A 25,242-nucleotide genomic window follows, 5' to 3' on the forward strand; every position below is an offset into this window, starting at 1 on the left:
ATGACTACTATCGCAGCACCTTCCGACCGCAGTCGCTGGTGGCAGAGCCGGACCGTGCGCCGATTCGTTCGCCATCGCCTGGCGCTGGTGGGCATCTTCATGATCACGATGTTGGTACTGGCCTGCATCGTGGGACCGTGGCTTTTGCCTTATGACTCGCTCTATGTTGATCTGCGCGCGCGTTTCGCGCCGCCCTTTACCGGGCACCATTATCTAGGCACCGATCCGCTGGGCCGCGATCAGACCGCGCGCTTGCTGGAGGCCGGACGAATCTCGCTGCTGGTCGGGTTTGCGGCGATGGTTCTCTCGACGATTATCGGCACGGCGGTGGGCGTGATCGCGGGTTATCGTGGGGGTCGGCTTGGGGCCGCGCTGATGCGGATGGTCGATGCCTTTTTGGCGTTTCCCTCGATTTTCCTCATGCTGGCGCTCGCTGCGCTATTGAAACCCAGCCCGACGATGATTACGGTGATCATCGCCGTGACCAGTTGGATGGAAGTTGCGCGTATCGTCGAGGCCGAGGTGCGTTCTCTGCGTGAGCGGGAATTCGTGCAGGCGGGGCGGATGCTGGGACTCAGCGGCGGTCACATCATGTTCCGCGAGATTCTGCCCAATGTTATGGGGCCCATCATCGTGGCGGCGACGCTCACCGTGGCACGCGCCATCTTGCTTGAGGCGTATGTCAGCTTTCTCGGCTACGGGATTCAGCCACCGCTGCCAAGTTGGGGCAATATGCTCAACGGTGCGCAGCAATATCTGGCCAGCGCGCCATGGCTGGCCATCGTGCCGGGCATCATGATTACGATGGCGGTCACCAGCTTTAACTTCATCGGAGACGGGCTGCGCGATGCGCTGGACGTGCGCAACGATCACATGTGAACTCGGCTGATCCAAGCCACCAGTAATGAGATCGTGATGACCGACAGCACGGTGGAAATCAAAATCGCGCGCGATACGGCGCGCGCATCGCGCCGATAGAGCTGCGCCAGCATGAAAGGACCGGTACCGATCGGCAGCGCGGCCATGAGCACGGCGGTCCAGGCCCACAGGGGCGGCGCGGGAAAGACCCAAAATACCAGTGCAGCCGTTACAGTGGGTTGCACCAACAGTTTGCCGGCGACCAGTTTGCCTACGGCAGCCTGATTGCCGCCCGGCTCGGCCAGCGCCAGGAACAGACCGATGGTGACCAGTGCGCAAGGGCTGGCGGATGCACCCAACAGTTCCACATAGCGATCCAGGCCCAGCGGCAAGGTCAGCCCGGATAGCGCCACGACGAGGCCCAGCAGCGGAGCGATCAGCAGGGGATTGCGTATCAGGGCCCGGGCAACTTTGAGCAGGGTGGAGCCCAGGCCGCGATCGCGATGCTGGTCGAGTTCGATCAACGCAATGGCCCCGCCAAACAGGACGCATGCAGTCATCAGGATGCAGATGATGGCCGGCGCCAGACTGGCGGGACCCAAGAGAGCCAAGCAGAGCGGGATGCCCATATAGCCCGCATTCGCATACGAGGCGGCCAGGCCGTGGATGCTGAGATCGGTCAGCCGGACACCGCGGCCGCGCGATATGAGGCAGGTCACGACAAAGGTAACTGCGATACCGCCCAGGAAGGAGAGGATGAATCGCCAGGACATCTGCGCCAGATCCGCCTGCGCCATGGCCCGAAACAGCAGGGCCGGCAGAGACAGATAAGCCACATAGCGGTTAAGGGCGTCGGTGGCGGCGGGGCCAAGCACCCTGAAGCGCGCCGCGAGCCAGCCGGTCAGGATAAGAGCAAATACCGGCAGGGCGGCAGTGACGACGGCATCCATGGTGTACAGCAGAACGAAGGAGTGCGCATTTTACTGTGCGCGGATGGCGACTGCCGGGGCAGGGCTTCTGTTGGGAGGGCGATGCTCGCGAAAGTGCGTCGACGCCTGGCGGTACGATAGAGCCTGGAACCAAAAAGGCGATGACCGTCATCGCCACCCAGTTTGCATATTGTTTGATGCCGGAGACACGTCATGCCTAACAAAAACCTTCCTGTTCGTATTGTTCTGGGAACGTGGGACCGTCTGCGTGACGACGCCTATCAGGTCCGGCATGAGGTGTTTGTGGTGGAGCAAGCCGTGCCACCCGAGATCGAGCTGGACGACGATGATGCGCTGTCGGTGCACGCGGTGGCCTATGGGCCTGATGGCATGCCCATTGCGACGGGACGCCTGTTGCCCGATGGACATATCGGACGTATGGCCGTGCGTAAACCCGCCCGGGGGACGGGCATAGGCGGGCAGGTGCTGGATGCCTTGATTGAACAGGGACACGGCGACGGGCATCGGATGCTGCTGTTGCATGCACAGACCCATGCACGCCAGTTCTATGAAGCGCACGGCTTCCTGGCACAAGGCGAAGAATTCATAGAGGCCGGCATCGCCCACGTAGCGATGATTCGGGAGCTGGTGCGCTGAGTGTGCTACGCGTCGCGCGCCAGGCGTATCCCCGAAAACTGCCACCGTGCTTCGGGTGGAAAGAAGTTGCGGTAGGTCGCCCGAATATGGCTGGCCGGGGTGACGCAAGACCCGCCGCGCAGCACATACTGGTTGCACATGAATTTGCCGTTGTATTCCCCGACGGCGCCGGCGGGTGGCGCATAGCCCGGATAGGCGTCATACGCGCTGCAGGTCCATTCCCAGGTGTCGCCAAACATCTGCGCGGGATCGGTGACAGGAGCGGGCCGAGAGACGGCGGCGACGGGATGCAGCTGACCGTTTTCGAGCAGATTGGCCGTCGTTAGCCCGCTGCCTGTACGCATTTGTCGTGCCGCATGCTCCCATTCCGCCTCGCGAGGCAGTCGCGCGCGCGCCCAGCGCGCGTACGCGTCGGCCTCGTAATAACTGACGTGCGCAACGGGCGCCTGCGGATCCAGAGCCTGCATGCCGCGCAAGGTATAGATCTGCCAGTCGTTTCCCTGTTCTTCCCAATACAACGGCGCTTGCCACTGCTCGGCACAGACACGGTCCCAACCTAATGACAGCCACAAATCAGCGCGTTGGTATCCGCCATCAAGGATAAACGCTAGATACTCGCCCTGGGTGACCAGGCGGTCAGCCAGATGGAACGGACGCAACAGCATGTCATGGGCCGGGCTTTCGTTGTCGAACGAAAAGCCCGTTTGTTCATGGCCGATACGTACCCGGCCACCCTCGTACTGAATCCAGCCCGGCGGGGTAACGGTAGAAGAGGATCCTTGTGCCAGCGGTGCGTACGCGGGCCGTAGCGGATTCAGTGACAGGGCATGTTTGATATCCGTCAGGATCAATTCTTGATGCTGTTGCTCATGATTCAACCCCAACTCCACAAGTTGATCAAAGGCAGCGTCAACGCCCGCCATGCGATCGAACAGCGCGCGCATCGCGTCATCGGTGGCGTCGCGGTAACGCCAGATATCGTCCAGCGGCGGGCGGGACAGCATGCCGCGTTGCGGACGCGGATGCCGGGCGCCGATGGCGTTGTAGTACGAATTGAACAGCATCCGGTAATCGGGATGAAAGGGCGCGCGATCAGGCTGAAAACGACTCAGAATAAAGGTTTCGAAAAACCAGGTGGTGTGCGCCAAGTGCCACTTTACGGGACTGCAGTCGGGCATCGACTGTATCTGGCAGTCCTCTGCACTGAGGGGCTCGGCCAGTGCACGTGTCTGCTGGCGTAATTGTTCATAGCGAGCCGCCAGCGTGTGTGTCGTGTCCGGATGGGTCATTGGGTGGGTGAGCAAGCAGGCGGGATCCATAATGGGGGTTCTGTCTCGTTGCAAGCGACGGCCGGTGCTCAGGCGCGTGCACTGAATACGGAAAACCAGCCGCGTGTATCCGACCAGTGCTCGATGCGCGAAAAGCCCGCGCGGGTTAATAGGCTGCGGAAACCATCCGGTGTGTATTTATACGAGTTCTCGGTATGGATACGTTCTCCTTCGCGAAAATCTCTATGTGCGCCGGGCCAATGAATTTGTATATCGGATTGTGCTTGCAAGTGCATTTGTACTCGCGCATGGGGTTCGTCATAGTGGGCGACGTGTTGCCAGTCGCTGACCTCAAAATCACTGCCCAGTCGCTGATTCACATGGCGCAGCAAATTCAGATTGAATGCGGCGGTCAGATGCAGCGCATCGTCGTAGGCTTGCTCTAGCGTGTGGCGTGATTTGATGCGATCGACCCCGATCAGTAAGCCGCCTTCCGGGCAGGAGTCTCGAATCTGTGTCAGCAGTGCAAGGGCTCGCTCAGGGGTCAGGTTGCCGATGCTGGAACCGGGATAGAAAAATAGCCGCCCGGGTAATGGGATGCTATCCGGCAGGGTCAGCGCGTGATGAAAATCCTGACCCAATGGAAGAACCTTCAGATCTTTGTAAGCGTGCTGAATGCGCTGTACTGCATTGTGCAGATATTCAACTGAGATATCGATGGGGATATAGCGTTCAGGCAGCAGAGACGGAAGCAATTTTTCCGCCTTGGCGCAGTCACCCGCGCCCAAGTCAACTAATGCGCTGACGTTTCCCACGTGCTCGGCGATGTCGACGGCATATTCGTCCAATATCTCGGCTTCGCATCGGGTCGGATAATACTCGGGCAACTGAGTGATCGCGGTAAACAGACTGGATCCCAGTGTGTCGTACAGGTACTTTGGATCAATGTATGCGGGGTGAGTGAGCAGCCCCGTTTGCAATTCGTCGATGGCGTGCAATTGGCCGTGAGATGAGGGCACCAGAACATTGGATGGCGCCGCGGCGAGCATGCTGCGGGACAGGACCATAGGGTGGTTCCTTGCGGAGTTTGCACAGAGTTTACGTCGTGCCAAGCCTATTGTGGTCTGCTACCCCTTTGGATTGTCAAGTTTTGCCTGCACGACTGTTGTGTGCATTTTTCGACTTTTTGACATGATCTGAAAAATAAAAAACCCCGACAGCAATGAAGCGATCGGGGTTTTCGGCGCACCGCGAAGGTAACTCGCAGTGTAATAATTGGTGCCCAGGAGAGGACTCGAACCTCCACACCTTGCGGCACATGGACCTGAACCATGCGCGTCTACCAATTCCGCCACCTGGGCGCTGCTATTCTGGCGCGCTGTTGCCAGTGCGTTTGAATATCAGAGGACGCGGATTATGCACGTATTCTTTACCGTACGCAAATAGGGCGGGTGATCAGTGAAATGGGCCACGAGAAATGAATGAGGAAAAGTTGGAGTGCGCGGCGAACAAGCGCCCCAGATGTGGGCGTTGCCATCGGCCGCTGACGCATTGTTTGTGTGCCCGGATCCCGTCGTTGGAAGGCCGTACGCGTGTGCTGGTGTTGCAGCATCCCGACGAGTCGGGTCATGCGCTGAATACCGCGAGGTTGGCGGTCTTGGGGTTGCGCAATGCCGAGTTGCATGTCGAGCGGCAGTTTGACGCCGCGCTATGGCAGGTCGCGGGTTATCGGCCGTGCCTGTTGTTTCCCGGGCAGGGCGCGCAGGTTTTGATCCCCCCAGAGGCAATAGGCACGGTCGATAACCCGCGACCTGCCCGGGAAACAACAGGCAAGGCCGATAGTCAGCCGGCGATACCTGTCTTGTTGGTGGTACCGGATGGCACTTGGCGGCAGGCACGTCAATTGCTGGCGATGCATCCTGAGCTGGCCGCATTGCCGCGGGTGACCTTGCCGGCGGGGGTGACGACGCGCTATCGGGTGCGTTATGCCGGCGACGCGGGCGCGTTGTCGACGGTCGAGGCGATTGCGGCAGCACTTAATGCCCTGGAGGCGCCCCGGTCGTTCGACGCATTATTGGCACCATTCGAGGCCTTGATCGCCGGGCAGATCGCGGCGATGGGCCCGGATTGCTATCGACGTCATCATGTCCTGCGCGAGGGCAATCGCGCGGCAAAACGCAAGGATGAAGGCGAGAGGTAAGTCAGTAGGTAAGTACCGTGTATGCGATGGTGGCTTGTGTCGCGTCGCTGTCCGGGAAACACGGGTATTCAGGGAAAGGAAAATGCCGATATTCGGGGAATTTTGGGCGACCCAAAAACAAATCCCCGGCAACCAAATGGTTGCCGGGGATTGTCGACGAATCATCGTCTGAATTCCGTGGTGCCCAGGAGAGGACTCGAACCTCCACACCTTGCGGCACATGGACCTGAACCATGCGCGTCTACCAATTCCGCCACCTGGGCACTGTGCAAAGTTTTACGGGTTTGTGTGATACGCTTTAAACAAATAGAGACGCATCGCTTTCTACCCAGACCAGTCAGGTTTTTAAAGCGCACTTTAAAAGTGCAATTAGTACTTTAAGTTGCCGCCTGGTTTTGCTACAGTGATCAGCCTCGGGCAGACCACAGAAGCAAAAGATTATATACAGGATTTTTAACTTTGGCAAAACGATCGAACAGAGATTCCAATAACAATAACAACGGCAGATCAGGATCCGTCTTGCCCGAAACACCCCCCGATTTTGATCCCGATGTGCCTAGCCGCGAGGAGATCCTCAAGGCGCTGCGCTCCGCCAGGGCGCCGCTGTCGCCGGCCGAGCTGGCCGAGCGCATGGGGGTCGAGCGGCCGGCGACGTTGGTCGGATTCGACCGCCGCCTGAACGCGATGGAGCGCGACGGCCAACTGATGCCCAATCGCAAAGGCGTGTTGTTGCTGGCCACCAAACTTGATTTTGTGGCGGGCAAGGTCCAAGGGCATCGCGACGGTTTTGGTTTTCTGCTGCGCGACGATGGCGGGCAGGACTTGTTTTTGTCACCGCGCGAGATGCTCAAGGTCTTGCACGGTGATCGGGTGCTGGTCAAGCCGGCCGGCGAATACCGGGGCAAGCCCGAGGGCACGATTGTCGAGGTGATCGAACGCCGTACCAACAAATTGGTGGGGCGCTTTTTGCACGAGCACGGGTTGTCTATCGTGGTGCCCGAAGATCAGCGCATCAAGCACGACATCTTGATTCCGCCCGGCGATACCAATGGTGCGCAACACGGGCAGGTGGTGTCGGTACAGATCATGGAACAGCCCACCCGTCATACACAACCGCTGGGTCGGGTCTACGAGGTGCTGGGCGAGATCGATGACCCCGGCATGGAAATCGAAATCGCCGTTCGCAAGTTCGACGTACCGGTCGATTTTTCAGAGGCGGCCGCCAAGCAGGCGGCGCGTCTGCCAGATGTGGTGCGCAAGGCCGATCTCAAAGGGCGTGTCGATCTGCGCGATGTGCCGCTGTTCACGATTGACGGCGAAGACGCGCGCGACTTCGATGATGCGGTGTACTGTGAGCCCGTTGAACTGGGCACGGGCCAGCGCAAGCGGCCGGGCTGGCGTTTACTGGTGGCGATCGCCGATGTGAGCCACTACGTACTGCCCAACGACGCACTGGATGACGACGCGATCGAGCGGGGCACTAGCGTGTATTTCCCGCGTCGAGTGATCCCCATGTTGCCCGAGTCCTTGTCGAACGGCTTGTGTTCGTTGAATCCGAATGTCGACCGGCTGGTGTTGGTGTGCGACATGGTGATTCCCGCGACGGGCGCCAAGGCCGGTACGATCAGGGCCTATCAGTTTTACAACGCGGTGATGCATTCGCATGCGCGCACCACCTATACGCAAATCTGGGAAGCGCTGCAGCAGCCCGGCGGGCCGGCGGCCAACAACCTGAGCGTCGTGATGCCGCATGTGCGTCATTTGCACGAGCTGTATTTATTGCTCGTGCAGCAACGCAAGAAACGTGGCGCGATTGATTTCGATACGGTCGAGACCAAGATCGTCTGCAACGAGCTGGGCAAGATCGAGCAGATCGTGGGTGTGGTGCGCAATGATGCACACAAGCTCATCGAAGAATCCATGCTGGCGGCGAACACCTGCGCGGCGGACTTCATGACCCGTAGCAAGCATCCGGGTCTGTATCGCGTTCACGAGGGCCCGACGCCCGAGCGCTTGACGTCGCTGCGCGAGTTCTTGCGCACGATGGGGTTGTCGATGGGGGGCGGCGACGAACCGACCGCCAAAGACTATGGCGAGTTCCTCGACAGCGTCCGTGCCCGGCCGGATTTCCAGTTGCTGCAGACGATGTGTCTGCGCTCTATGCAGCAAGCCATCTATAGCCCGGATAACGTCGGCCATTTTGGCCTGGCATACCCCGGCTACAGTCACTTTACGTCGCCTATTCGACGTTACCCCGATTTGTTGACGCATCGCGTCATCAAGGCTTTGTTGGCGGGCGATCGCTATGTCCCGGGGTTGGAAAGTCAACCCTTGGTCATTGGCCGTACGCAGCGCGAGCACGAGCACGCGACCTGGGAAAAACTGGGCTTGCTGTTGTCGGCCAGTGAGCGTCGCGCCGATGAGGCATCGCGTGATGTCGAGGCTTGGCTCAAGTGCTGGTTCGTCAAAGAGCGCGTGGGCGAGGATTTCAGCGGTACCGTCACGGGTGTGGCCAGTTTTGGGGTGTTTGTCACGCTCGATACCTTGCACGTAGAAGGTTTGGTGCATGTGTCGGAGCTCGGCGGCGAGTACTTCCAGTTCAACGACGCCCTGCATGAGCTACGCGGCGAACGCACGGGCAAACGATACCGCCTGACCGACAAGGTGCAGGTGCAGGTATCACGCGTCGATCTCGAAGCTCGTCGGATTGAGTTTCGCTTGGTGCAAGGCACAAGTTTTGACGCCTTGCGCAAGGCGGCCGCGCGCAATCCCGACGAGCCCCGTCGGGTCAAAAAAGCGGCGGCGCCCAAGCCGGCCGCGCTGAAAGGGCAGACGGCCAAGCAACGCCGCGAGCAAGCCAAACAGGCGGCCAAGCCCGCGCCATCGCCCAATAAGCGTGCCGCGGCCAAGAAAGCGCCCGCACGCGGGCGGCGCTAGTCCGCAAGCCGTCTCGCGCATCGGCGGGCCAGGCGGTAACATGACGGGTAATGCCGGGTTTGTGCGTTAGCACAGCCCGGCGAGCGGGCGCATGGACGCCGGCTTTTCTTTACGCACAATAAGGTGAATTTTCATGGCGTCAGCCCAAGTACTGGCCGGGTTCCACGCGGTGGTGGCGCGGTTGCGGCACGCACCCGAGTCCATCAAGGAAATCTATGTCGAGGCGTCGCGGCGCGACAAGCGCATGCAGACGTTTATCGAACAGGCCGAACGTACTGGGCGGCGCGTGCACCCGGTGTCCACGGAGCGCCTCGATGGTCTGTCTCGCGGCACACGGCATCAGGGCGTGGTGGCCTTGGCCGAAGAGCGTTCCCTGGCCGTGGATGTCGACGAAGTGCTCGATACCATCGAGGGACCGGCATTGTTATTGGTGCTCGACGGCGTGACGGACCCCCATAATCTGGGCGCTTGCCTGCGTACCGCCGATGCGGCGGGTGTACACGCTGTGATCGCACCGCGCGACCGCGCGGTGGGGCTTAACAGCACGGTGCAACGCGTCGCGTGTGGCGCGGCCGATACGGTTCCCTACATTATGGTGACCAACCTGGCCCGCACACTGCGCGCCCTGAAAGAGCGCGAGGTATGGGTGGTCGGCACTGATGACCAGGCAAGCGATGGCATACATGCGGTTGACGCGCGTCAGCCTATGGCCTGGGTCATGGGCGCCGAGGGCGAAGGCATGCGTCGCCTGACGCGCGAGACCTGCGACCAACTCGTCACGATTCCGATGCTGGGTTCCGTCGAAAGCCTGAATGTCAGCGTGGCCAGCGCCGTGTGCCTGTACGAATCCGTGCGTCAGCGACAGGCGTAAGTTCCTCTGGCGGATCTTTTTCTGACCCGTTGGGGGTCATCACTTTTTCCAGTTATTCATCATGCACCAGAACGGCTTTACTACTTCGATACTTCATTCTGATCGTCGCCAGTCCGTCGAGCATGGCGCCGTGCATAAGCCTATCCATACTTCGTCCGAGTTCGCCTACGCCGATGCGCACGAACTGGCGGCGGTGTTTCAGGGCAAGGCGGGCTTTACGTATGGTCGTCAGGGGACACCCACCACGACGGCGCTAGAGTCCAAGATCAGCCTGATGGAAGGCGGCACAGGCACGGTGTCCTTTGCCACAGGGATGGCATCGCTGACGGCAGTGTTTACGACCTTGCTGCGCAAGGGGGACCATCTGTTGTCCAGCCAGTACGTCTTTGGCAATACCAACAGCTTGCTCGGCACGCTGGCCGAGCTGGGGATCGAGGTCAGTTATGTCGATCCTACCGACCTTGAGCAGGTGCGGGCGGCGCTGCGGCCCAACACGCGCATGGTGTTTACCGAAACCATTGCCAATCCGGGCACGCAATTAGCGGATCTGGCCGGCATGGGTGATTTGTGCCGTGAGCATGGTCTGGTCTATGTGGTCGACAATACGCTGACCTCACCCTGGCTGATGCAGGGGCGCTCGGTGGGCGCTTCGCTGGTGATGAATTCCTTGTCCAAGTACATCAGCGGCCACGGCGATGCGTTGGGGGGAGCGATCACCGATACGGGTTTGTACGACTGGTCGAACTACGCGAACATTTACGATAGCTATCGCAAGGGGCCGCCTACAGGTTGGGGATTGCTGCAGATCAAGAAAAAAGGCCTGCGTGACATGGGCGGTACCCTGTCCGCTGACTCTGCGCATCGCATTGCGATCGGCGCCGAGACCCTGGCGCTGCGTATGGCCGCACACTGCAGCAATGCATTGGCCCTGGCGCAGATGCTCGAGGCGCATTCGGGCGTGACCAAGGTGCATTACCCGGGCCTGCCCGGTCATCCGCAGCATGAGCGCGCCGCCGCGTTGTTTGGTGGGCGATTTGGTGGCTTGTTGGGGATCGAGTTGGCCGAGGGTATTGATTGCTTCGACTTTCTGAATCGCTTGCAGATTGTGCTTATGGCAACTCACCTGGGCGATACGCGTAGCTTGGCCTTGCCGGCTGCCCACACCATTTACTACGAAATGGGCGCCGAGCGCCGTGCCCAAATGGGTATCGCTGATAGTCTGATACGCGTGTCGGTTGGTATCGAAGATCAGACGGATTTGTTGCATGATTTTGATCAGGCGTTGCAGGCCTGCCTGGGCTGATCGGAAGTTTGTCAGAGGCAGGTCAGGAAACTTCCCTATGATGATTGCGGGGAAAGTCTTGCAGGGGCATGGAGGCTGGGCGGGCTATTATGCAAATAGTTTCAGATTTTATGCTTATTGCAAAATGTCCCCAAGGCCAGTATTTATGCGGCTTGCCGCTAAGGTCTGCCTCTTGACGCGACGATAAAGCGGGGCCTAATATGTCCCTGCGTCGCTGATATCCCACTGCTCTCATCAGTAGTGAGGCATCCGCGACGTAGCAATTTTGCCGTTGTGCATGGCAAGGCACCGAGGTGTTTTGCGGTGCCCAAAAAAAGAAGCATGTTCTCTTCCGTTTGCTGGTACCAGGGTAGCTGTGGTGCTGGCGCGCATCCGACAGAACCAATACCTTGAGGGGTAAATCTGAATGAACAAAACCGAACTCATCGATCATATCGCCAGCAAGGCCGATATCTCTAAAGCCGCCGCCGGCCGTTCGCTGGATGCTCTGATCGGTGCCGTTAAAACTACGCTCAAAAAGGGCGGTACGGTGACGCTGGTGGGCTTTGGTACGTTTGCTGTGTCCGCGCGCGCTGCGCGTACGGGCCGCAATCCTCGTACTGGCGAGACGATCAAGATCAAAAAGGCCAAAGTGCCGAAGTTCCGCCCGGGCAAGGCCCTGAAGGACGCCGTCAATTAATCGACGGTTTTGATCCTGCGGCACACAATGTGCCGCGCAATAAAAAAGGCACCGGGTTATTTCCGTGTGCCTTTTTTGTTGCCTGTGACCCGTCGTTGGTCAAGGGCATCGAATTCGGGGGGTGGTGGGTGCTACAGGGGTCGAACCTGTGACCTACGCCTTGTAAGGGCGCCGCTCTACCAACTGAGCTAAGCACCCCCGAGTGCTACTGCGTGATGGCGTGCATCACGATCAACGAGGTCGGCAGTATACCGGAGCAAAACGACTTCGGCAAATGGCGTGAAAAGTTGATCGCGATACATGACCGTCATACGCGGTATTACATGCCCGGCATCGGGTGCATCATGTTGGCGTTCATGTTGTGCATCACCCAGAGGGAGCCCACCACGATGATCGCGATGACGAACACGGCGAAAACGAAAGCCGATAGATTGTCGCGCTGGGATTTCGAGGTACCCATGTGCAGGAAGAACACCAATTGCACCAGCAACTGCGCCACACAAAGTACGATGATGCCTGGCAGGATCACGCCGCGAGGTACGCCTTCGACCATGAGCAGGCCGAACGAGCCCAATGTCAGGATGACGGACAGGATGAAGCCTACGATGTAGGACTTCAGCGAGCCGTGGCTGTTGCTATCGTGGTCGTGATCACCGTGGCCGTGGTTTGCGGCAGAGGTAGTGTGGTGCGACATTAGATCGCTCCCATGAGATAGATGAAGGTAAAGACGCAGATCCAGACGATGTCCAGGAAGTGCCAGAACAAGCTGAGGCATGCCAGGCGTCGTTTGTTGATCGAGTCCAGGCCGTGGCGACGCACCATGTCAATCATGACGATGATCCAGATCAGGCCAAACGTGACGTGCAGGCCGTGCGTACCGATCAATGTAAAGAACGAGGACAGGAAGGCGCTGCGATCCGGGCCGGCGCCGTGTGTGATCAGGTGGTGAAACTCATAGATTTCCATCCCGATAAAGCCGGCGCCGAACAGGAAGGTGACCAGCAACCAGCCGATGACCCGGCCCTTGTTGTTGGCATGCAAGTTCAGCATGGCCATGCCGAAAGTGAAGCTACTGACGAGCAGCAGCATGGTCTCGACCAGCACGAACGGCAGTTCGAACAGCTCTTTACCGGTCGGGCCGCCGGCGGTGGCGTTGGACAGCACGGCGAAGGTGGCGAACAGCACAGCGAAAATGAGCAAATCGCTCATCAGGTAAATCCAGAACCCGACTACGGTTTTGGATCCATCGTCGTGATGCTCGTCATGGTGGCCGGCGTGTGCGCCGGACCCGTGGGCAAGGGTAGTTGCAGTGTGACTCATGGCTCAGACGGCCTTTTGAACATTGGCAAGGTGGGCGGATTCGATGCGCTCGACTTCTTTTGCGGGCACGTAGTAGTCGACGTCGCGGTCATAGGCGCGCACGATGAACGAGCCAATCATGCCTACGAAGCCGACGATCGCCAGCCACCAGATGTGCCAGACCAGCGCGAAGGTCATGACCAGGCCAAAGGCGCCGATGATGACACCCGCGCCGGTGTTGCGAGGCATGTGGATGTCTTCGTAGTGGGTCGGGCGGGCATAGGCCGTGCCGTTTTCCTTGTTTTCCCAGTGTTGATCCAGGTGGTCGACTTTGGGGAGGTGGGCGAAGTTGTAGAACGGGGCGGGCGATGCGATCGACCATTCCAATGTGCGGCCACCCCAGGGATCGCCGGTGAGATCCATGTTTTTCTTGCGGTCGCGGATGCTGACAAAGATCTGCAGCAAGATAAAGCCAATGCCAGCGGCCACGAAGCACGCGCCGATGAAGGCCACGATCAGGTAAGGCTGCCAGGTGGGGTCGTCGTAGTGGTTAATACGGCGTGTCATGCCCTTGAAGCCCAGGATGTACAGGGGCATAAAGGCCAGATAGAAGCCGATGAGCCAGCACCAGAATGAGTACTTGCCCAGGCGCTCGTTCAACTTGAAGCCGAATGCCTTGGGGAACCAGTACGTCATCGCGGCAATACAACCGAACACCACGCCGCCAATAATGACGTTATGGAAGTGGGCGATCAGGAACAAGCTGTTGTGCAGCACGAACGATACGCCCGGGATGGCCATCAGCACGCCGGTCATGCCACCGATCACGAAGGTGACCATGAAGCCGATCGTCCACAGTACCGGGGTGCTCATTTCGACACGGCCACGATACATGGTGAACAGCCAGTTGAAGATCTTTGCCCCGGTCGGAATCGAGATGATCATCGTGGCGATGCCGAAGAACGCATTGACGTTCGCGCCAGCACCCATGGTGAAGAAGTGGTGCAGCCATACAAAGAACGACAATACGCCGATCGCCGCCGTGGCGTAGACCATCGAGTTGTAGCCGAACAGGGGCTTCTTCGAGTAGGTGGCGATGATTTCCGAAAATGCACCAAAGCAGGGCAGAATCAGGATGTAGACCTCGGGGTGACCCCAGATCCAGATCAGGTTCACGTACATCATGACGTTGCCGCCAAGATCATTCGTGAAGAAGTGCATGTCCAGATAGCGGTCCGCGGTCAGCAGGGCCAGCGTGCCGGCCAATACGGGGAAGGCGGCAATGATGAGGACGTTGGTCACCAGGGCGGTCCAGGTGAACACTGGCATCTTCATCAAGTTCATACCAGGCGTGCGCATGCGCAGGATGGTGACGACGAAGTTGATCCCGCTCAGGGTCGTACCTATCCCTGATATCTGCAGCGCCCAGATGTAGTAGTCGACCCCGACGCCTGGGCTGCCCTCCAGTCCCGAGAGGGGCGGGTAAGCGAGCCAGCCGGTGGCGGCAAATTCGCCGACGAACAGCGACAGCATCATCAGTACGACACCGACGCAGAACAGCCAGAAGCTCAGCGAGTTCAGGAACGGATAGGCCACGTCGCGCGCACCGATTTGCAGCGGCACGATGACGTTCATCAGGCCCGTAATGAAAGGCATCGCCATGAAGAAAATCATGATGACGCCGTGGGCGGTGAAAATCTGGTCGTAGTGATGGGGTGGGAGATAACCCACTGCGTCAGCGGCGGCAACGGCTTGTTGGCCGCGCATCATGATGGCGTCGGCGAAGCCGCGCAGCAGCATGACCAGTGCAACGACGATGTACATGACACCGATGCGCTTGTGGTCGACGCTGGTGAACCATTCGGTCCACAGGTACTTCCATTTGCCTAAATAGGTAATCGCGCCCAACAGCGCAACGCAACCGAGGATCACGGCGCCCATCGTCACCATGACGATGGGCTCGTGATACGGAATGGCCTCTAGAGTGAGTTTGCCGAACATCAGTTAGTTCCTGCGATCAAATTCTGCGACGTGGGCGTGCAGCTTGCCGGATCGAGGCCGGCAATCTTGCTCATCGTGTTATGCATGATGTTGTCGAACATGCCCGTGGGGACGCTGGAGTACAGCTTGACCGGGTCATGCTCGCTGGGGGTCAGCAGGGCTTGGTAGGCCTGCGGGGTCAGTGCGTCGCTGGACGCCTTGGCCTTGCTGATCCAGTCTTCGAACCCTTGTTGGGTCGTTGCGATGGCATCGAAACGCATGCCCGAGAAACCGGCGCCGCTGTAGTTGGCCGAAATACCGGCATAGGTGCCGGCCTCGCGGGCGATCAGGTGCAACTTGGTTTCCATGCCCGCCATGGAGTAAATCTGGCTACCCAACTGCGGAATGAAGAACGAGTTCATCATCGCCGACGAGGTGATGCGGAATTGGATGGGCGCGTCCACCGGGAATGCGATCTGGTTCACGGTAGCGATGTCGTAGTCCGGGTAAATGAACAGCCACTTCCAGTCCAGCGACACCACGTCGATGTTCACCGGTTTAACCGAGGACTCGATGGGTTTGTAGGGGTCCAGCGCGTGGGATGATTTGTAGGTCATTACGGCCAGGATGGCCACGATGATGCAAGGGATGGTCCAGACCACCACTTCGATGCGCGTGGAGTGCGCCCAGCGCGGCATGTACACCGCTTTCGTATTGCTCGCCCGGTATTTCCAGGCGAAATACAGGATCATGACAATGACGGGCACTACGATCAGGAGCATGAGCCCCAGCGCAGTGAGAATCAGGGTTTTTTCCTGGGCGCCGATATCTCCCTTGGGAGAGAGCACTTCCATTGTGCAGCCGCTGAGCAGCATGAGCGCACCAATACCGAGCGTACGCCCGAAGGTGGCAAAGTGGGGGTGTTTCACGTACAACCTTGAGGGTTAACTGCCTAAGCAGGCAAGAATTACGCGATGCGTCTTGTTTGGACGCACCGCTGCGGTGAAGCCGCAATGCTAGCGCTTTGTTGCGCCGCAACCCTGCGACGAAAAGTCGCATCGCGGAAGGCGCGCGAGCCCCGTAATTACTTGTTGCACCGTCGGTACGTGGTCTTTGTGCAGAGCAATAGGGTGCGACAATATGTCGCGTTACTGTGTGGAACTATTCCAGCGTGAGGTCGCGCTCGGGACCGGGCTTTTTGGCCAGTTTGCGTTGCAGGGAGCGTCGGTGCATGCCCAGCAGCCGGGCCGCCGCGGAGACGTTGCCGCCGCATTCGTGCAGGGCTTGCTGAATGTGTTCCCATTCCAGACGGTGCAACGGCGTCATGGTGGACTCGATGGCGGTCGATTCGGCCTTGACCAACCCCAGGGCGCGCAGAATCATCGGCGCAGTAGCGGGCTTGGGCAGGTAATCGTCCGCGCCGCGTTTGATAGCCTCGACGGCGGTGGCCACGCTGGCGTAGCCGGTGACCAGCAAGATGCGCATGTCGGGCCGCAACGCGCGCAGTGGCCGAATCAACGTGAGTCCGGAGTCTTCGCCCAGTTTCAAATCGACCAGGGCAAAAGCGGGTTGAGTCTCTTCGGCTACGCGCAAGGCTTCGGCGATACTGGCGGCCGTGCGCGTTTCCAGGTGGTGGCGAGTCAGGCTGCGCTGCAAAGTGCGCAGATAAAGTTCGTCGTCGTCGATCAAGAGGCCGACATCAGAGGCATTCATAGGGTAGTTCCGGTGCCGCGTGTCGCAAGATACGCCAAGGGCAGGTGAAAGCGGATGCGAGTGCCGCCGCCATCGGCGGGGGCCATCGTCATCTTGCCACCGAGTTGTTCGACGGTGGCATGGGATAGCGCGAGCCCGACACCGAGCCCGCTGGGTTTGTCGCTATTGAACAGGCTGGTCGTGGGCAACAGGGAATGATCGGGATCGAAACCGCCGCCATGATCACGGACTTCGCCATCGAGCGCGCCGTCGCAATATTCCAGGTGCAGGTCGACACGCGGATGGCCCGCGGCTTCGCCGGCATCGGCTGCATTATTGAGCAGGGCCTGGATCAGGTGCGAGATGGCGGGCTCGACCCGCAATGCCGTGGGTAGTTCGCCTGTGCGATGCAAATCAATCGTGGGGCGCACCAGGCGCCACTGGCTGACCTCGCGTACCAGGTCTACCTCGGTCGGGACGGCCAGATTACGGATGCGTTCCCGGCACAAGGCCAGCAACTGGCCCAGCAAGGCCACGTCGGCGCGCAGGTCGTCGGTCTTGACCTCGGCCGCGATTTCGTCGGCCAGTAGCGTCATGGTGGCGAGCGGGGTATTGAGTTCGTGCGCCATCGCCGCAGCGTGGGTGGCCAGGGCGACGATTCCTTCGTTACGGGTAAAGCGCTCACGCAGGGCAGCCAGCTCGCGCTCACGGCTGCGCAGATCGGCGGCCAGGCGGGTGGAAAAATACAGGACGACCATGGCCGAAATCAGGAAGCTGGCGGCAATACCCGACACAATGAGCGCGTAAGGGTTGTGATGCCCTTCGAGCGGACGGCCGATCAGGCCGGAGAGTAGATACCCGATCAGGCAGGCCATCGCGGCGGCGAGTGCCCAGCCACGCGGTAGCGCCAGGGCAGCCAGCGCGATCAGAATCAGGAACATCAGGCCGAAGGGATTGTGGATGCCACCACTCCAGCCGAGCATCCATGTCAGCACGACGATGTCGACCAGCAAGTGCGCAAAGGCGGTACCGTTGGAGGCCTCGCTGCGACGGCGATGCACCTGCACACTGGCATATAAATTAAAGGTGACCAGTACGCCTATGCCGCTCCAGAGCGGTCCTAGCGGAAGGTCGAGATCCAGGAGCTCACTGGCGACGAGCACCGTTGCGGCCTGGCCAGCGATGGCCAGCCAACGAAGCATACATAGAGAGCGCAGGAACGAATTAGCGGAACTACCAGGCATAACAAATATCCGGGCCGGCGATGATGGCCGGGGGGCCGGGCGCAATAGCGCGGGAGAGACGCCCAGGAGCGGGCAAGATGAGGCTATTGTATTGCGATTCCATTTCAACTGCTGCACCGCAGCGAAATGCGGTTGCCGGGCGGCGGCGGGCACAAGCATACTGGCGGTTACTGCCTCGAAAAGAGGGGCTGAAAAGCCTAGCCTGGAGTCTGTCATGAGTGTGGCTTCGAATTCTGAATCAAATCGTCCTTGCATAACGTTTACGTATTGCACGCAGTGCCAGTGGTTGCTGCGGACCGCGTGGATGGCACAAGAACTGCTGTCGACCTTTAGTACCGATCTGGGAGCGGTGACACTGGTGCCGGGGACCGGGGGCGTTTTCCGGATTCATTACGACGACAACCTGATATGGGACCGGATGGTGGACGGTGGGTTCCCTGACGCCAAGATATTGAAGCAGCGAGTGCGCGACCGACTGGATCCGCAGCGAAATCTGGGGCATATCGATCGGGCGGCGGGCACAGCGGACACAGCGGGCGCGCAAGCATCGTCCCAGGGGGACGTCGGGTCAGGGACATCGAGTGAGGGGGCATCGAGTAAGGACATCCAGTGAGGGGACGATGTAGCCGGAGGCGGGACAACATGAACACGTGCGGAAGATAGGACGATTTACGCGGCTTTTCCTGGTTGTGGTGAAATTTTTTCTTACATCAATACGCACAGTATTTCGTGGTTCATGATCGAGAAGATTGTGCGAATCATTCGCATTTAAGATAAGATGTCGGGCTTGGAATGGGCCGGCCCCGGCGTTTCCGGCGTGGTGCCGGTTGCGTGGTCGGTCGACACTTGGAAGTTTTCGGCTGATTCATGCCTCGTCTTCAACACGGTTCGTCTTCGAGTTCGCAACCTTTACTTGCTTTGCGCGTGGGTGCCGGTCTTACGGTGCTGGCAGCTCACTTGGCGGTGATTGGCGCGATTTACTGGATGCCCAATGAAACCCCACCGCAATTGCTGGAGCCCGAAGCAGTGATGGTGAGTGTTATCGAAGCACCTGTTCCCCAGATTGCCAAGGCAGAGCCTGAGGTTGAGCCGCAACCGGAACCTCCGCCTGAGCCAGAGCCAGAGCCAGTGGTCGAGCCTGAACCTGAGCCGGAACCGGTTGTTGAGCCGGAACCGGAGCCGATTATTGAACCCATCCCCGAGCCTGAGCCGGAGCCGGTGATCGAGAAGCCGCCAGAGCCAAAACCAAAACCCAAGCCGAAACCCAAGCCGAAACCTAAACCAAAGCCCAAACCCAAGGTTGAGAAGCCCGTCGAGCGGCCCAAGCCTACGCCACCGCCCGCGGCTACGCCGACCGGTGCCCTCGAAGGGGAGAAGACGACGCAGGCGCCTGTACAGGGTCCGCCGCCGGATCAACCCATCATGGTGTCCAGCGTGGAGTATGTGGGGCGCCGGCCATTGCCCACCTACCCGACGATGTCCAAGCGTTTCCGTGAGGAAGGCCGGGTCGTTATCCTGGTCGAAATCAACAAAATTGGGGTGGTTGAGAAGGCAACTGTTGACAAGAGTTCGGGCTTTCCCCGGTTGGATGAGTCCGCGCTGACGGCGGCCCGTAAGGCGCGCTTTAAACCCCTGACTCGCAACGGCGTGGCGTACCCCGCCAAGGCCAAATTACCATTCGATTTCGTAATGAGGAACTGAGATGTCCAACGCTATGCATAACGTCACGCTAGTGGCGCAGGCGAGCACCACGCCGACCGTGCCGGGCGCCGACGCTGCGTCCGCGGCCAGTGGGGTAGCGCCCGTCGCGCAACAAGCCGCCGATACGGCTCAATCGGTAGCGCCCGCTTTGTCGCAGGCCGCCGATACGATCCAACAGGCAGCGCCTGCCTTGTCGCAGGCTGCAGATACGGCCCAACAGGCGGTTGCCGCCGTACCGCCGGCACCTCTGCCGGTGCCCGACATGGGGTTCCTGCACTTTGTGGCGCAGAGTGATTTCGTCGGCAAGACCTTGTTCGCCATCCTGATCATCATGTCGCTGGTGACGTGGTATCTGATCGTGGTGAAGTGCTTTAGCAATCTGACCATGCGTCGTCGGTCGGCGGATTTCTTGAACAAGTTCTGGAATTCCAGCTCGCTGGAGCAGGTCGAAAACGAGATCGTGACCCACGGCGCGCGGGACCCGTTCTCGCACTTGGCCAGCCACGCCATGCACGCGCAATCGCATCACAGTAAGTTCGGCGTGACCAAGCTCGAAGAGTCCGGCGCGAACGGTGAGTTTGTGACACGCACCATGCGCAAGGTCATTGACGAAGAAACCGCCAAACTCGAGAATGGCTTGACGGTGTTGGCATCGGTAGGCTCTACCGCGCCGTTTGTCGGCTTGTTCGGTACGGTCTGGGGTGTGTACCACGCGCTGGTTGGTATCGGCCTGGCGGATGGCGTGACCATCAATCGAATTGCCGGCCCGGTGGGCGAAGCGCTGATCATGACGGGCCTGGGCTTGGCTGTGGCGATTCCGGCGGTGCTGGCGTACAACACCTTTGTGCGTAACAACCGCGTATTCCTGTCGCGCCTGGATGCCTTTGCGCATGATTTGTTTGCGTTCCTGAGCACCGGCCAGCAGGTCGAATTGTCTGACGGCAAAGTGCGCGCATTGCGTCGTCATAACGCGGCCGGGAATGGACGAGGAGCACAATAATGGCCTTTGGCAGCTTCGACAACAAAAGTTCGGGCAGCCACGCGGTGTCGGAAATCAATATGGTGCCGCTGATCGACGTGATGCTGGTGCTGTTGGTGATTTTCATCATCACGGCACCCTTGATGGCGCATTCGGTACGCATCAATATGCCGCAGGTGAGCTCCGAACCCATCGATCAAGAACCCAAGACAGTCGATTTGGCGATTGATGCCGCCGGAGCGCTGTTCTGGGACGACAAACCCGTGGCGATAGATGATTTGCCCAATCGTTTCTTCACGATGGCGCAGGCCAAGCCGCAGCCCGAGCTGCGTATTCGTGCCGATTTGAATACGCGCTATGAAACCCTGGCAAAAGTCATGGCCGCTGCGCGTCGCTCGGGTCTGTCGCGTATCGGTTTCATCACGACGCCCGCCCCGAACGATGCGGCAACCGCGCCGGCCGCAGCGGCCGGTGGCACGCCGGCTAACGAGGCGTCCGCGACTGGCTCACCCGCTATCGGGGCATCCACTCCTGGGGCGGCCACTTCCAGTGCAACGACTTCCAGCGCACCTGCCGCAGCTGCGGCGCCGGCGCGGGCTGCACCCGCTTCCGCACAATAGTCAGTTTCGTCACGATTACGTTCGCGCTAGAATCCACCCATGCGAGTACTTGTAATCGAAGACGATACGACCTTGGGCCACGCGCTCCAGGAATTTTTAGCCGATCAGGGTTATGCCGTCGACTGGCTGACTGATGGCGACAGGGTGCTGGGCGCACTGGCAGGGCAGACGTACGATCTGCTCCTGCTGGATCTGAACCTGCCCGGTCGCGGCGGATTGGATGTGCTGCGACAACTGCGCCAAGACGGCAATCAGGTTCCGGTCTTGATCGTCACTGCGCGAGATGGCTTGGAAGACCGCGTCGCCGGCCTGGATGCCGGCGCTGACGATTACGTCACCAAACCCTTTGATTTGCCCGAGCTGGCTGCTCGTGTCCGGGTATTTGGACGCCGGCGCACGGGTCAGGCGCAGCCGCTGATCGAAGCCGGCGCACTCACGTTTGATACCGTGGGTCGCGAAGTACGCGCCAATGGGCAGCGCTTGTCCCTGTCGGTACGCGAACTTTCCGTGCTGGAAATGTTGATGGCGCGCGTGGGTCGCGTCGTGACCAAGCGACAGATTGTCAACTCCCTGTCAGCTTGGGATGCCGATTTTAGCGAGAATGCCGTCGAGGTCTATGTGTATCGTCTGCGCAAGCGCCTGGAAGGCACCGGCGCAAGCATTCAAACCGTTCGAGGTTTTGGTTACATGCTGGAAACGCAGCCGGCGTGAATACGCATCGCCGGTCCTCGCGCATTGATGCCGGGCCGGCGCCTTCGACCATGTGGGACGCCACCTCCTTTTCCTCTGACACGCCGCCGTCGCGTTGGTCTTTTCCGCGTGGCTCGCTAGCACGCTACCTGATTAAACGGTTGCTGCCCCCCATTCTGGTGTTGGTGGTGCTGGATTTGTTGGCGACCTGGGTTATCAGCCACAAGCTGGATATGGCGGGTTGGATGCTGGAAGATTTCTTCTGGCTCATGGTCCTGGGGCAAGCCGTGTTGATCGGCGTGTTTGCCGTGGTGATCGTCCAAGGCGTGCAATCGGGTTTGCGCTCCGTCAATCATCTGTCTGATGAGATTCGCCAGCGCTCCATCGACGACATGCAGCCTCTGGAGGTCGCCGGCGTCCCCGCCGAAATCGAACCCCTGGTGACGCACACGAACGATCTCCTGCTGCGCCTGAACGCCTCGCTCGCCGCGCAACGGCGTTTTATCGGCCATGCGGCGCACCAACTGCGGACCCCCCTAAGCGGCTTGCGCATGGAATCCGAACTCATGCTGGCGCGCCCCTTGCCTGATGATGTGCGGGCCCGTGCCGAGCGCATCAAGGCCGTTAGCGATCGAATGATCCGCCTGGGACAACAGCTACTCGTGCTGGCGCGCTCGGATCCCAACGCACGTCCACAAGATAGTTTTGTGCGTATCGATTTATGCGAATGGGTGCGAGTCAGTGGCGCCGAGTGGATTCCCCATGCTCACGCCGAGCAATTTGAAATCGACCTGGTGGCGCCCGATCACCCCGTCTGGATTGATGGCGACCCGCTGCTGCTTGATGAGCTACTGGGCAATTTGATCGATAATGCCGTGCGCTACGGCAACGACAGCGGACGGATTACGCTGACTATCGGCGAAAACCCGCCGTCCTTGATCATCGAAGATGACGGCCCCGGTATCTCGGGCGAAGAGGAAGAGCGTGAACGCGTATTCGAGGCCTTCTATCGTGCCCCGGGCACCAGCGCAGGTGGCTCCGGCCTGGGCTTGGCCATCGTTCGTGAAATCGCGCATGCCCATGGCGCCTGGTGGAAACTTACCAGCCGGCCCGAATATCCCGGAACACGTTTATCGGTCGTTTTTCCCGGCCCTCGCAAAGGCGCGCAACTGACGCGTCAAGATCGGACTCTATGACATCCTCTGCCCAGAATGGCGTGCAAGTCAACGAGCACGCCTCGTCACCGAAAGCCGCACTGATGTTGGGCGCATTGGGCGTCGTCTACGGGGATATCGGGACCAGCCCCTTGTATACGCTGCGCGCCTGTCTGGTCGGATTTGCGGATATGGATCCTGCTCATATCCTGGGCGTGCTGTCGATCTTGTTCTGGCTGTTGATGCTGGTGGTGTCGTTCAAGTATGTGTTGTTGATACTGCGTGCCGACAACCGGGGCGAGGGGGGGACGCTGGCACTGCTTGAGTTGGCCATTCGTGGACGAGCCGGGAAATCGCGCTGGCTATTGATCGTGCTGGGCATTTTCGGAGCTTCGCTGTTCTACGGCGATAGCATGATTACGCCTGCCATTTCGGTGTTATCAGCACTGGAAGGTATTGGCGTGGTGTCCCATACTTTTGACGACTGGATCGTGCCGATATCGATTGTCGTGCTCGTGTTGTTGTTCCTGATCCAGTCCCAAGGCACCAGTGTGGTGGGCAAACTGTTCGGACCGGTGATGGCGGTGTGGTTTACCACTCTGGCAATATTGGGCGGGTGGCAGATCTGGCAGACTCCGCAGATATTGCAAGCCCTGAACCCCATATGGGGGCTGCGCTTTGTTGTGGATTTTCCGACGGGCAGCTTTCTGTTGCTGGGGGCCGTGGTATTGGCGTTGACGGGCGCAGAGGCGCTGTACGCCGATATGGGGCATTTCGGTCGCCCGGCGATCCGGCGTGCCTGGTTTTCGATGGTGCTGCCGGCCTTGACGCTATGCTATTTTGGCCAAGGCGCCTTGCTCTTGCGTGATCCCGAGGCGATTCGTAATCCCTTTTTCTTGATGGCCCCTGACTGGGGACTGGTCCCACTGGTCGTATTGGCCACCATCGCGACCGTCGTCGCGGCGCAGGCCGTCATCTCGGGCGCGTATTCGGTAACACGTCAGGCTGTGCAATTAGGTTTTTGGCCGCGGATGCAGATTCTGCATACTTCAGCCGCCGAGAAAGGGCAGATTTATCTGCCCCAGATCAATGCATGGTTGCTGGTGTCGGTCCTGATACTCGTGGTGGCATTCCAAAGCTCCGAAAACCTGGCCGCCGCTTACGGCTTTGCTGTGACCGGCACGATGTTGACGACAACGATATTGGCGTTTGCCGTACTGCCTCGTGGCACAACGGGCGGCAGGCGCGTCGTTTGGCTGGGCATATTGAGCGTCCTGCTAGTGGTGGATATCCTGTTGTTCGGCGCCAATATTTTCAAAATCCACGAAGGCGGCTGGCTGCCCCTGCTGGTGGGCGTGACGGTATTCAGCTTGATGATGACATGGCGTCGTGGCCGCTATCTGCTGGCACAAAGACAGCAGGCCGATCATCAGCCACTAAAGGAATTCATGACGCAACTGGAGGCGTTTCCTCCTGCGCGGGTACCGGGCACCGCCATTTTCATGACCATGAATCCAGGTATCGTTCCCGCCTCGTTGCTACATAACTTGAAGCACAACAAGGTGCTTCATGATCACGTGCTGTTTCTGACCATACAGGTCGCCGACGTACCGCATGTGGCGCTCCAAGAGCGCTTTACCGTCGAACAAGTCACTGCATCATGCTGGCAAATCGTCGTGCACTACGGTTTCAAAGAAGACCCCAATGTGCCCGATGTACTGAAGCATATTGCAGAGGCTTACCCCGAAATTGATCTCGAGCCGATGCGCACGTCGTATTACCTGTCACGTCAAACGGTCGTCGCGGCACGCAAGCCAGCGATGTGGAGAGGGCGTCGGGCACTGTTTGCCTTTATGGCGCGCAATGCAACGCGCAGTACCAAATTCTTCAAGATCCCGCCGAATCGCGTCGTGGAAATGGGAATGCAGGTCGAGTTGTAGATCCCCGTGGGGTTCTTGAGTTGCGTTGTGGGTGTTTGCTGGCGGTGAGTGGTTCTATTGAGGCGTTCCTGGCGCGTGGCTGGGCGCCGCGCCGGCCCTTCGCTTCGGCTCGGCCCCCAGGCACGCGCCAGGAACTGACGTCAATAGGATGCCACGCTCGCTGTTATGCACCGGTGAGCGCAACGATGCACAGCATCCGGAAATTGGAGACATTGCGAGCAGGGGTCAGGCTTGCGTGGGT

23 protein-coding genes and 3 tRNA genes are annotated in these 25,242 nt (G+C 59.5%); 14 read left to right on the forward strand and 12 right to left on the reverse strand.

What is annotated here, in order from left to right; genetic code table 11:
- Window positions 1–879, forward strand: a complete 879-nt coding sequence (locus ACYVDM_RS08620) for an ABC transporter permease (RefSeq protein WP_415786787.1) — start codon at window positions 1–3, stop codon at window positions 877–879.
- Here ACYVDM_RS08620 and ACYVDM_RS08625 read toward each other — a convergent pair.
- Window positions 870–1,808 (reverse strand): AEC family transporter, encoded by a 939-nt coding sequence (locus tag ACYVDM_RS08625; RefSeq protein ID WP_415786785.1) that lies wholly within the window; start codon window positions 1,806–1,808, stop codon window positions 870–872. The genes ACYVDM_RS08620 and ACYVDM_RS08625 overlap by 10 nt on opposite strands.
- A gap of 192 nt (window positions 1,809–2,000) precedes the next feature.
- Between ACYVDM_RS08625 and ACYVDM_RS08630 the strand changes: the two genes are divergently transcribed.
- A complete protein-coding gene (locus ACYVDM_RS08630; protein ID WP_415786783.1) occupies window positions 2,001–2,444 on the forward strand; it encodes a GNAT family N-acetyltransferase in 444 nt (147 codons plus the stop codon).
- Between the two features lie 5 nt (window positions 2,445–2,449).
- Here the strand turns inward: ACYVDM_RS08630 and egtB are convergent, their stop codons facing one another.
- The 3 genes from egtB to ACYVDM_RS08645 form a co-directional block, all read right to left on the reverse strand.
- Entirely contained in the window at window positions 2,450–3,763 is a 1,314-nt protein-coding gene (gene egtB / locus ACYVDM_RS08635) for an ergothioneine biosynthesis protein EgtB (RefSeq protein ID WP_415786781.1), read from the reverse strand.
- Window positions 3,764–3,801: 38 nt separating this feature from the next.
- Window positions 3,802–4,779 carry an L-histidine N(alpha)-methyltransferase gene (egtD, locus tag ACYVDM_RS08640; RefSeq protein ID WP_415786779.1) on the reverse strand — a complete coding sequence of 326 codons (978 nt, stop codon included), beginning with the start codon at window positions 4,777–4,779 and terminating at the stop codon, window positions 3,802–3,804.
- A gap of 209 nt (window positions 4,780–4,988) precedes the next feature.
- Window positions 4,989–5,073, reverse strand: a tRNA-Leu gene (locus ACYVDM_RS08645).
- A gap of 116 nt (window positions 5,074–5,189) precedes the next feature.
- Between ACYVDM_RS08645 and ACYVDM_RS08650 the strand changes: the two genes are divergently transcribed.
- Window positions 5,190–5,912 carry a tRNA-uridine aminocarboxypropyltransferase gene (locus tag ACYVDM_RS08650; RefSeq protein ID WP_415786777.1) on the forward strand — a complete coding sequence of 241 codons (723 nt, stop codon included), beginning with the start codon at window positions 5,190–5,192 and terminating at the stop codon, window positions 5,910–5,912.
- 178 nt (window positions 5,913–6,090) lie between these two features.
- Here the strand turns inward: ACYVDM_RS08650 and ACYVDM_RS08655 are convergent.
- Window positions 6,091–6,175: transfer RNA gene (locus ACYVDM_RS08655), tRNA-Leu, on the reverse strand.
- A gap of 196 nt (window positions 6,176–6,371) precedes the next feature.
- Between ACYVDM_RS08655 and rnr the strand changes: the two genes are divergently transcribed.
- The 4 genes from rnr to ACYVDM_RS08675 all read left to right on the forward strand — a co-directional run bounded on the left by rnr (window position 6,372) and on the right by ACYVDM_RS08675 (window position 11,702).
- Window positions 6,372–8,849, forward strand: a complete 2,478-nt coding sequence (gene rnr, locus ACYVDM_RS08660; RefSeq protein ID WP_415786775.1) for a ribonuclease R — start codon at window positions 6,372–6,374, stop codon at window positions 8,847–8,849.
- Between the two features lie 133 nt (window positions 8,850–8,982).
- On the forward strand, window positions 8,983–9,720 hold the full coding sequence (gene rlmB, locus ACYVDM_RS08665) for a 23S rRNA (guanosine(2251)-2'-O)-methyltransferase RlmB (protein ID WP_415786773.1): 738 nt from the start codon (window positions 8,983–8,985) through the stop codon (window positions 9,718–9,720).
- A gap of 61 nt (window positions 9,721–9,781) precedes the next feature.
- Window positions 9,782–11,023: a cystathionine gamma-synthase family protein gene (locus ACYVDM_RS08670; RefSeq protein WP_415786771.1), complete on the forward strand. Its 1,242-nt coding sequence runs from the start codon at window positions 9,782–9,784 to the stop codon at window positions 11,021–11,023.
- 406 nt (window positions 11,024–11,429) lie between these two features.
- A complete protein-coding gene (locus ACYVDM_RS08675; RefSeq protein ID WP_003812968.1) occupies window positions 11,430–11,702 on the forward strand; it encodes an HU family DNA-binding protein in 273 nt (90 codons plus the stop codon).
- 122 nt (window positions 11,703–11,824) lie between these two features.
- Here the strand turns inward: ACYVDM_RS08675 and ACYVDM_RS08680 are convergent.
- The 7 genes from ACYVDM_RS08680 to ACYVDM_RS08710 form a co-directional block, all read right to left on the reverse strand.
- Window positions 11,825–11,900: transfer RNA gene (locus ACYVDM_RS08680), tRNA-Val, on the reverse strand.
- Window positions 11,901–12,021: 121 nt separating this feature from the next.
- Window positions 12,022–12,396 (reverse strand): cytochrome o ubiquinol oxidase subunit IV, encoded by a 375-nt coding sequence (gene cyoD, locus ACYVDM_RS08685; RefSeq protein ID WP_415786768.1) that lies wholly within the window; start codon window positions 12,394–12,396, stop codon window positions 12,022–12,024.
- On the reverse strand, window positions 12,396–13,022 hold the full coding sequence (cyoC, locus tag ACYVDM_RS08690) for a cytochrome o ubiquinol oxidase subunit III (RefSeq protein ID WP_415786766.1): 627 nt from the start codon (window positions 13,020–13,022) through the stop codon (window positions 12,396–12,398). The genes cyoD and cyoC overlap by 1 nt, the downstream gene beginning before the upstream one ends.
- Before the next feature lie 3 nt (window positions 13,023–13,025).
- Entirely contained in the window at window positions 13,026–15,002 is a 1,977-nt protein-coding gene (gene cyoB / locus ACYVDM_RS08695; protein ID WP_415786764.1) for a cytochrome o ubiquinol oxidase subunit I, read from the reverse strand.
- A complete protein-coding gene (cyoA, locus tag ACYVDM_RS08700) occupies window positions 15,002–15,910 on the reverse strand; it encodes a ubiquinol oxidase subunit II (protein WP_415786761.1) in 909 nt (302 codons plus the stop codon). Before cyoA ends, cyoB begins: the two co-directional genes overlap by 1 nt.
- 232 nt (window positions 15,911–16,142) lie before the next feature.
- Entirely contained in the window at window positions 16,143–16,694 is a 552-nt protein-coding gene (locus ACYVDM_RS08705; RefSeq protein ID WP_415786759.1) for a response regulator transcription factor, read from the reverse strand.
- Window positions 16,691–17,917: an ATP-binding protein gene (locus ACYVDM_RS08710; protein ID WP_415786757.1), complete on the reverse strand. Its 1,227-nt coding sequence runs from the start codon at window positions 17,915–17,917 to the stop codon at window positions 16,691–16,693. The genes ACYVDM_RS08705 and ACYVDM_RS08710 overlap by 4 nt, the downstream gene beginning before the upstream one ends.
- A 214-nt stretch (window positions 17,918–18,131) precedes the next feature.
- Here ACYVDM_RS08710 and ACYVDM_RS08715 point away from each other — a divergent pair, with 214 nt between their 5' ends.
- The 7 genes from ACYVDM_RS08715 (at window position 18,132) to ACYVDM_RS08745 (ending at window position 25,001) form a co-directional block, all read left to right on the forward strand.
- A complete protein-coding gene (locus tag ACYVDM_RS08715) occupies window positions 18,132–18,530 on the forward strand; it encodes an Rdx family protein (protein ID WP_415786755.1) in 399 nt (132 codons plus the stop codon).
- Between the two features lie 254 nt (window positions 18,531–18,784).
- Window positions 18,785–19,618, forward strand: a complete 834-nt coding sequence (locus ACYVDM_RS08720; protein ID WP_415786753.1) for an energy transducer TonB — start codon at window positions 18,785–18,787, stop codon at window positions 19,616–19,618.
- A 1-nt stretch (window position 19,619) separates the two neighbouring features.
- Entirely contained in the window at window positions 19,620–20,618 is a 999-nt protein-coding gene (locus tag ACYVDM_RS08725) for a MotA/TolQ/ExbB proton channel family protein (protein WP_415786750.1), read from the forward strand.
- Window positions 20,618–21,217, forward strand: a complete 600-nt coding sequence (locus tag ACYVDM_RS08730) for an ExbD/TolR family protein (RefSeq protein ID WP_415786748.1) — start codon at window positions 20,618–20,620, stop codon at window positions 21,215–21,217. Before ACYVDM_RS08725 ends, ACYVDM_RS08730 begins: the two co-directional genes overlap by 1 nt.
- A gap of 39 nt (window positions 21,218–21,256) precedes the next feature.
- The gene (locus ACYVDM_RS08735) at window positions 21,257–21,928 is read left to right on the forward strand and encodes a response regulator (protein ID WP_415786746.1); all 672 of its coding nucleotides are present in this window, start codon (window positions 21,257–21,259) and stop codon (window positions 21,926–21,928) included.
- A gap of 50 nt (window positions 21,929–21,978) precedes the next feature.
- Window positions 21,979–23,103 (forward strand): ATP-binding protein, encoded by a 1,125-nt coding sequence (locus ACYVDM_RS08740; RefSeq protein ID WP_415787081.1) that lies wholly within the window; start codon window positions 21,979–21,981, stop codon window positions 23,101–23,103.
- Complete coding sequence (locus tag ACYVDM_RS08745) at window positions 23,100–25,001, forward strand: potassium transporter Kup (RefSeq protein ID WP_415786744.1); 1,902 nt, start codon at window positions 23,100–23,102, stop codon at window positions 24,999–25,001. Before ACYVDM_RS08740 ends, ACYVDM_RS08745 begins: the two co-directional genes overlap by 4 nt.
- Window positions 25,002–25,242 lie beyond the last annotated feature (241 nt).

The organism is Bordetella tumulicola, assembly GCF_054779135.1.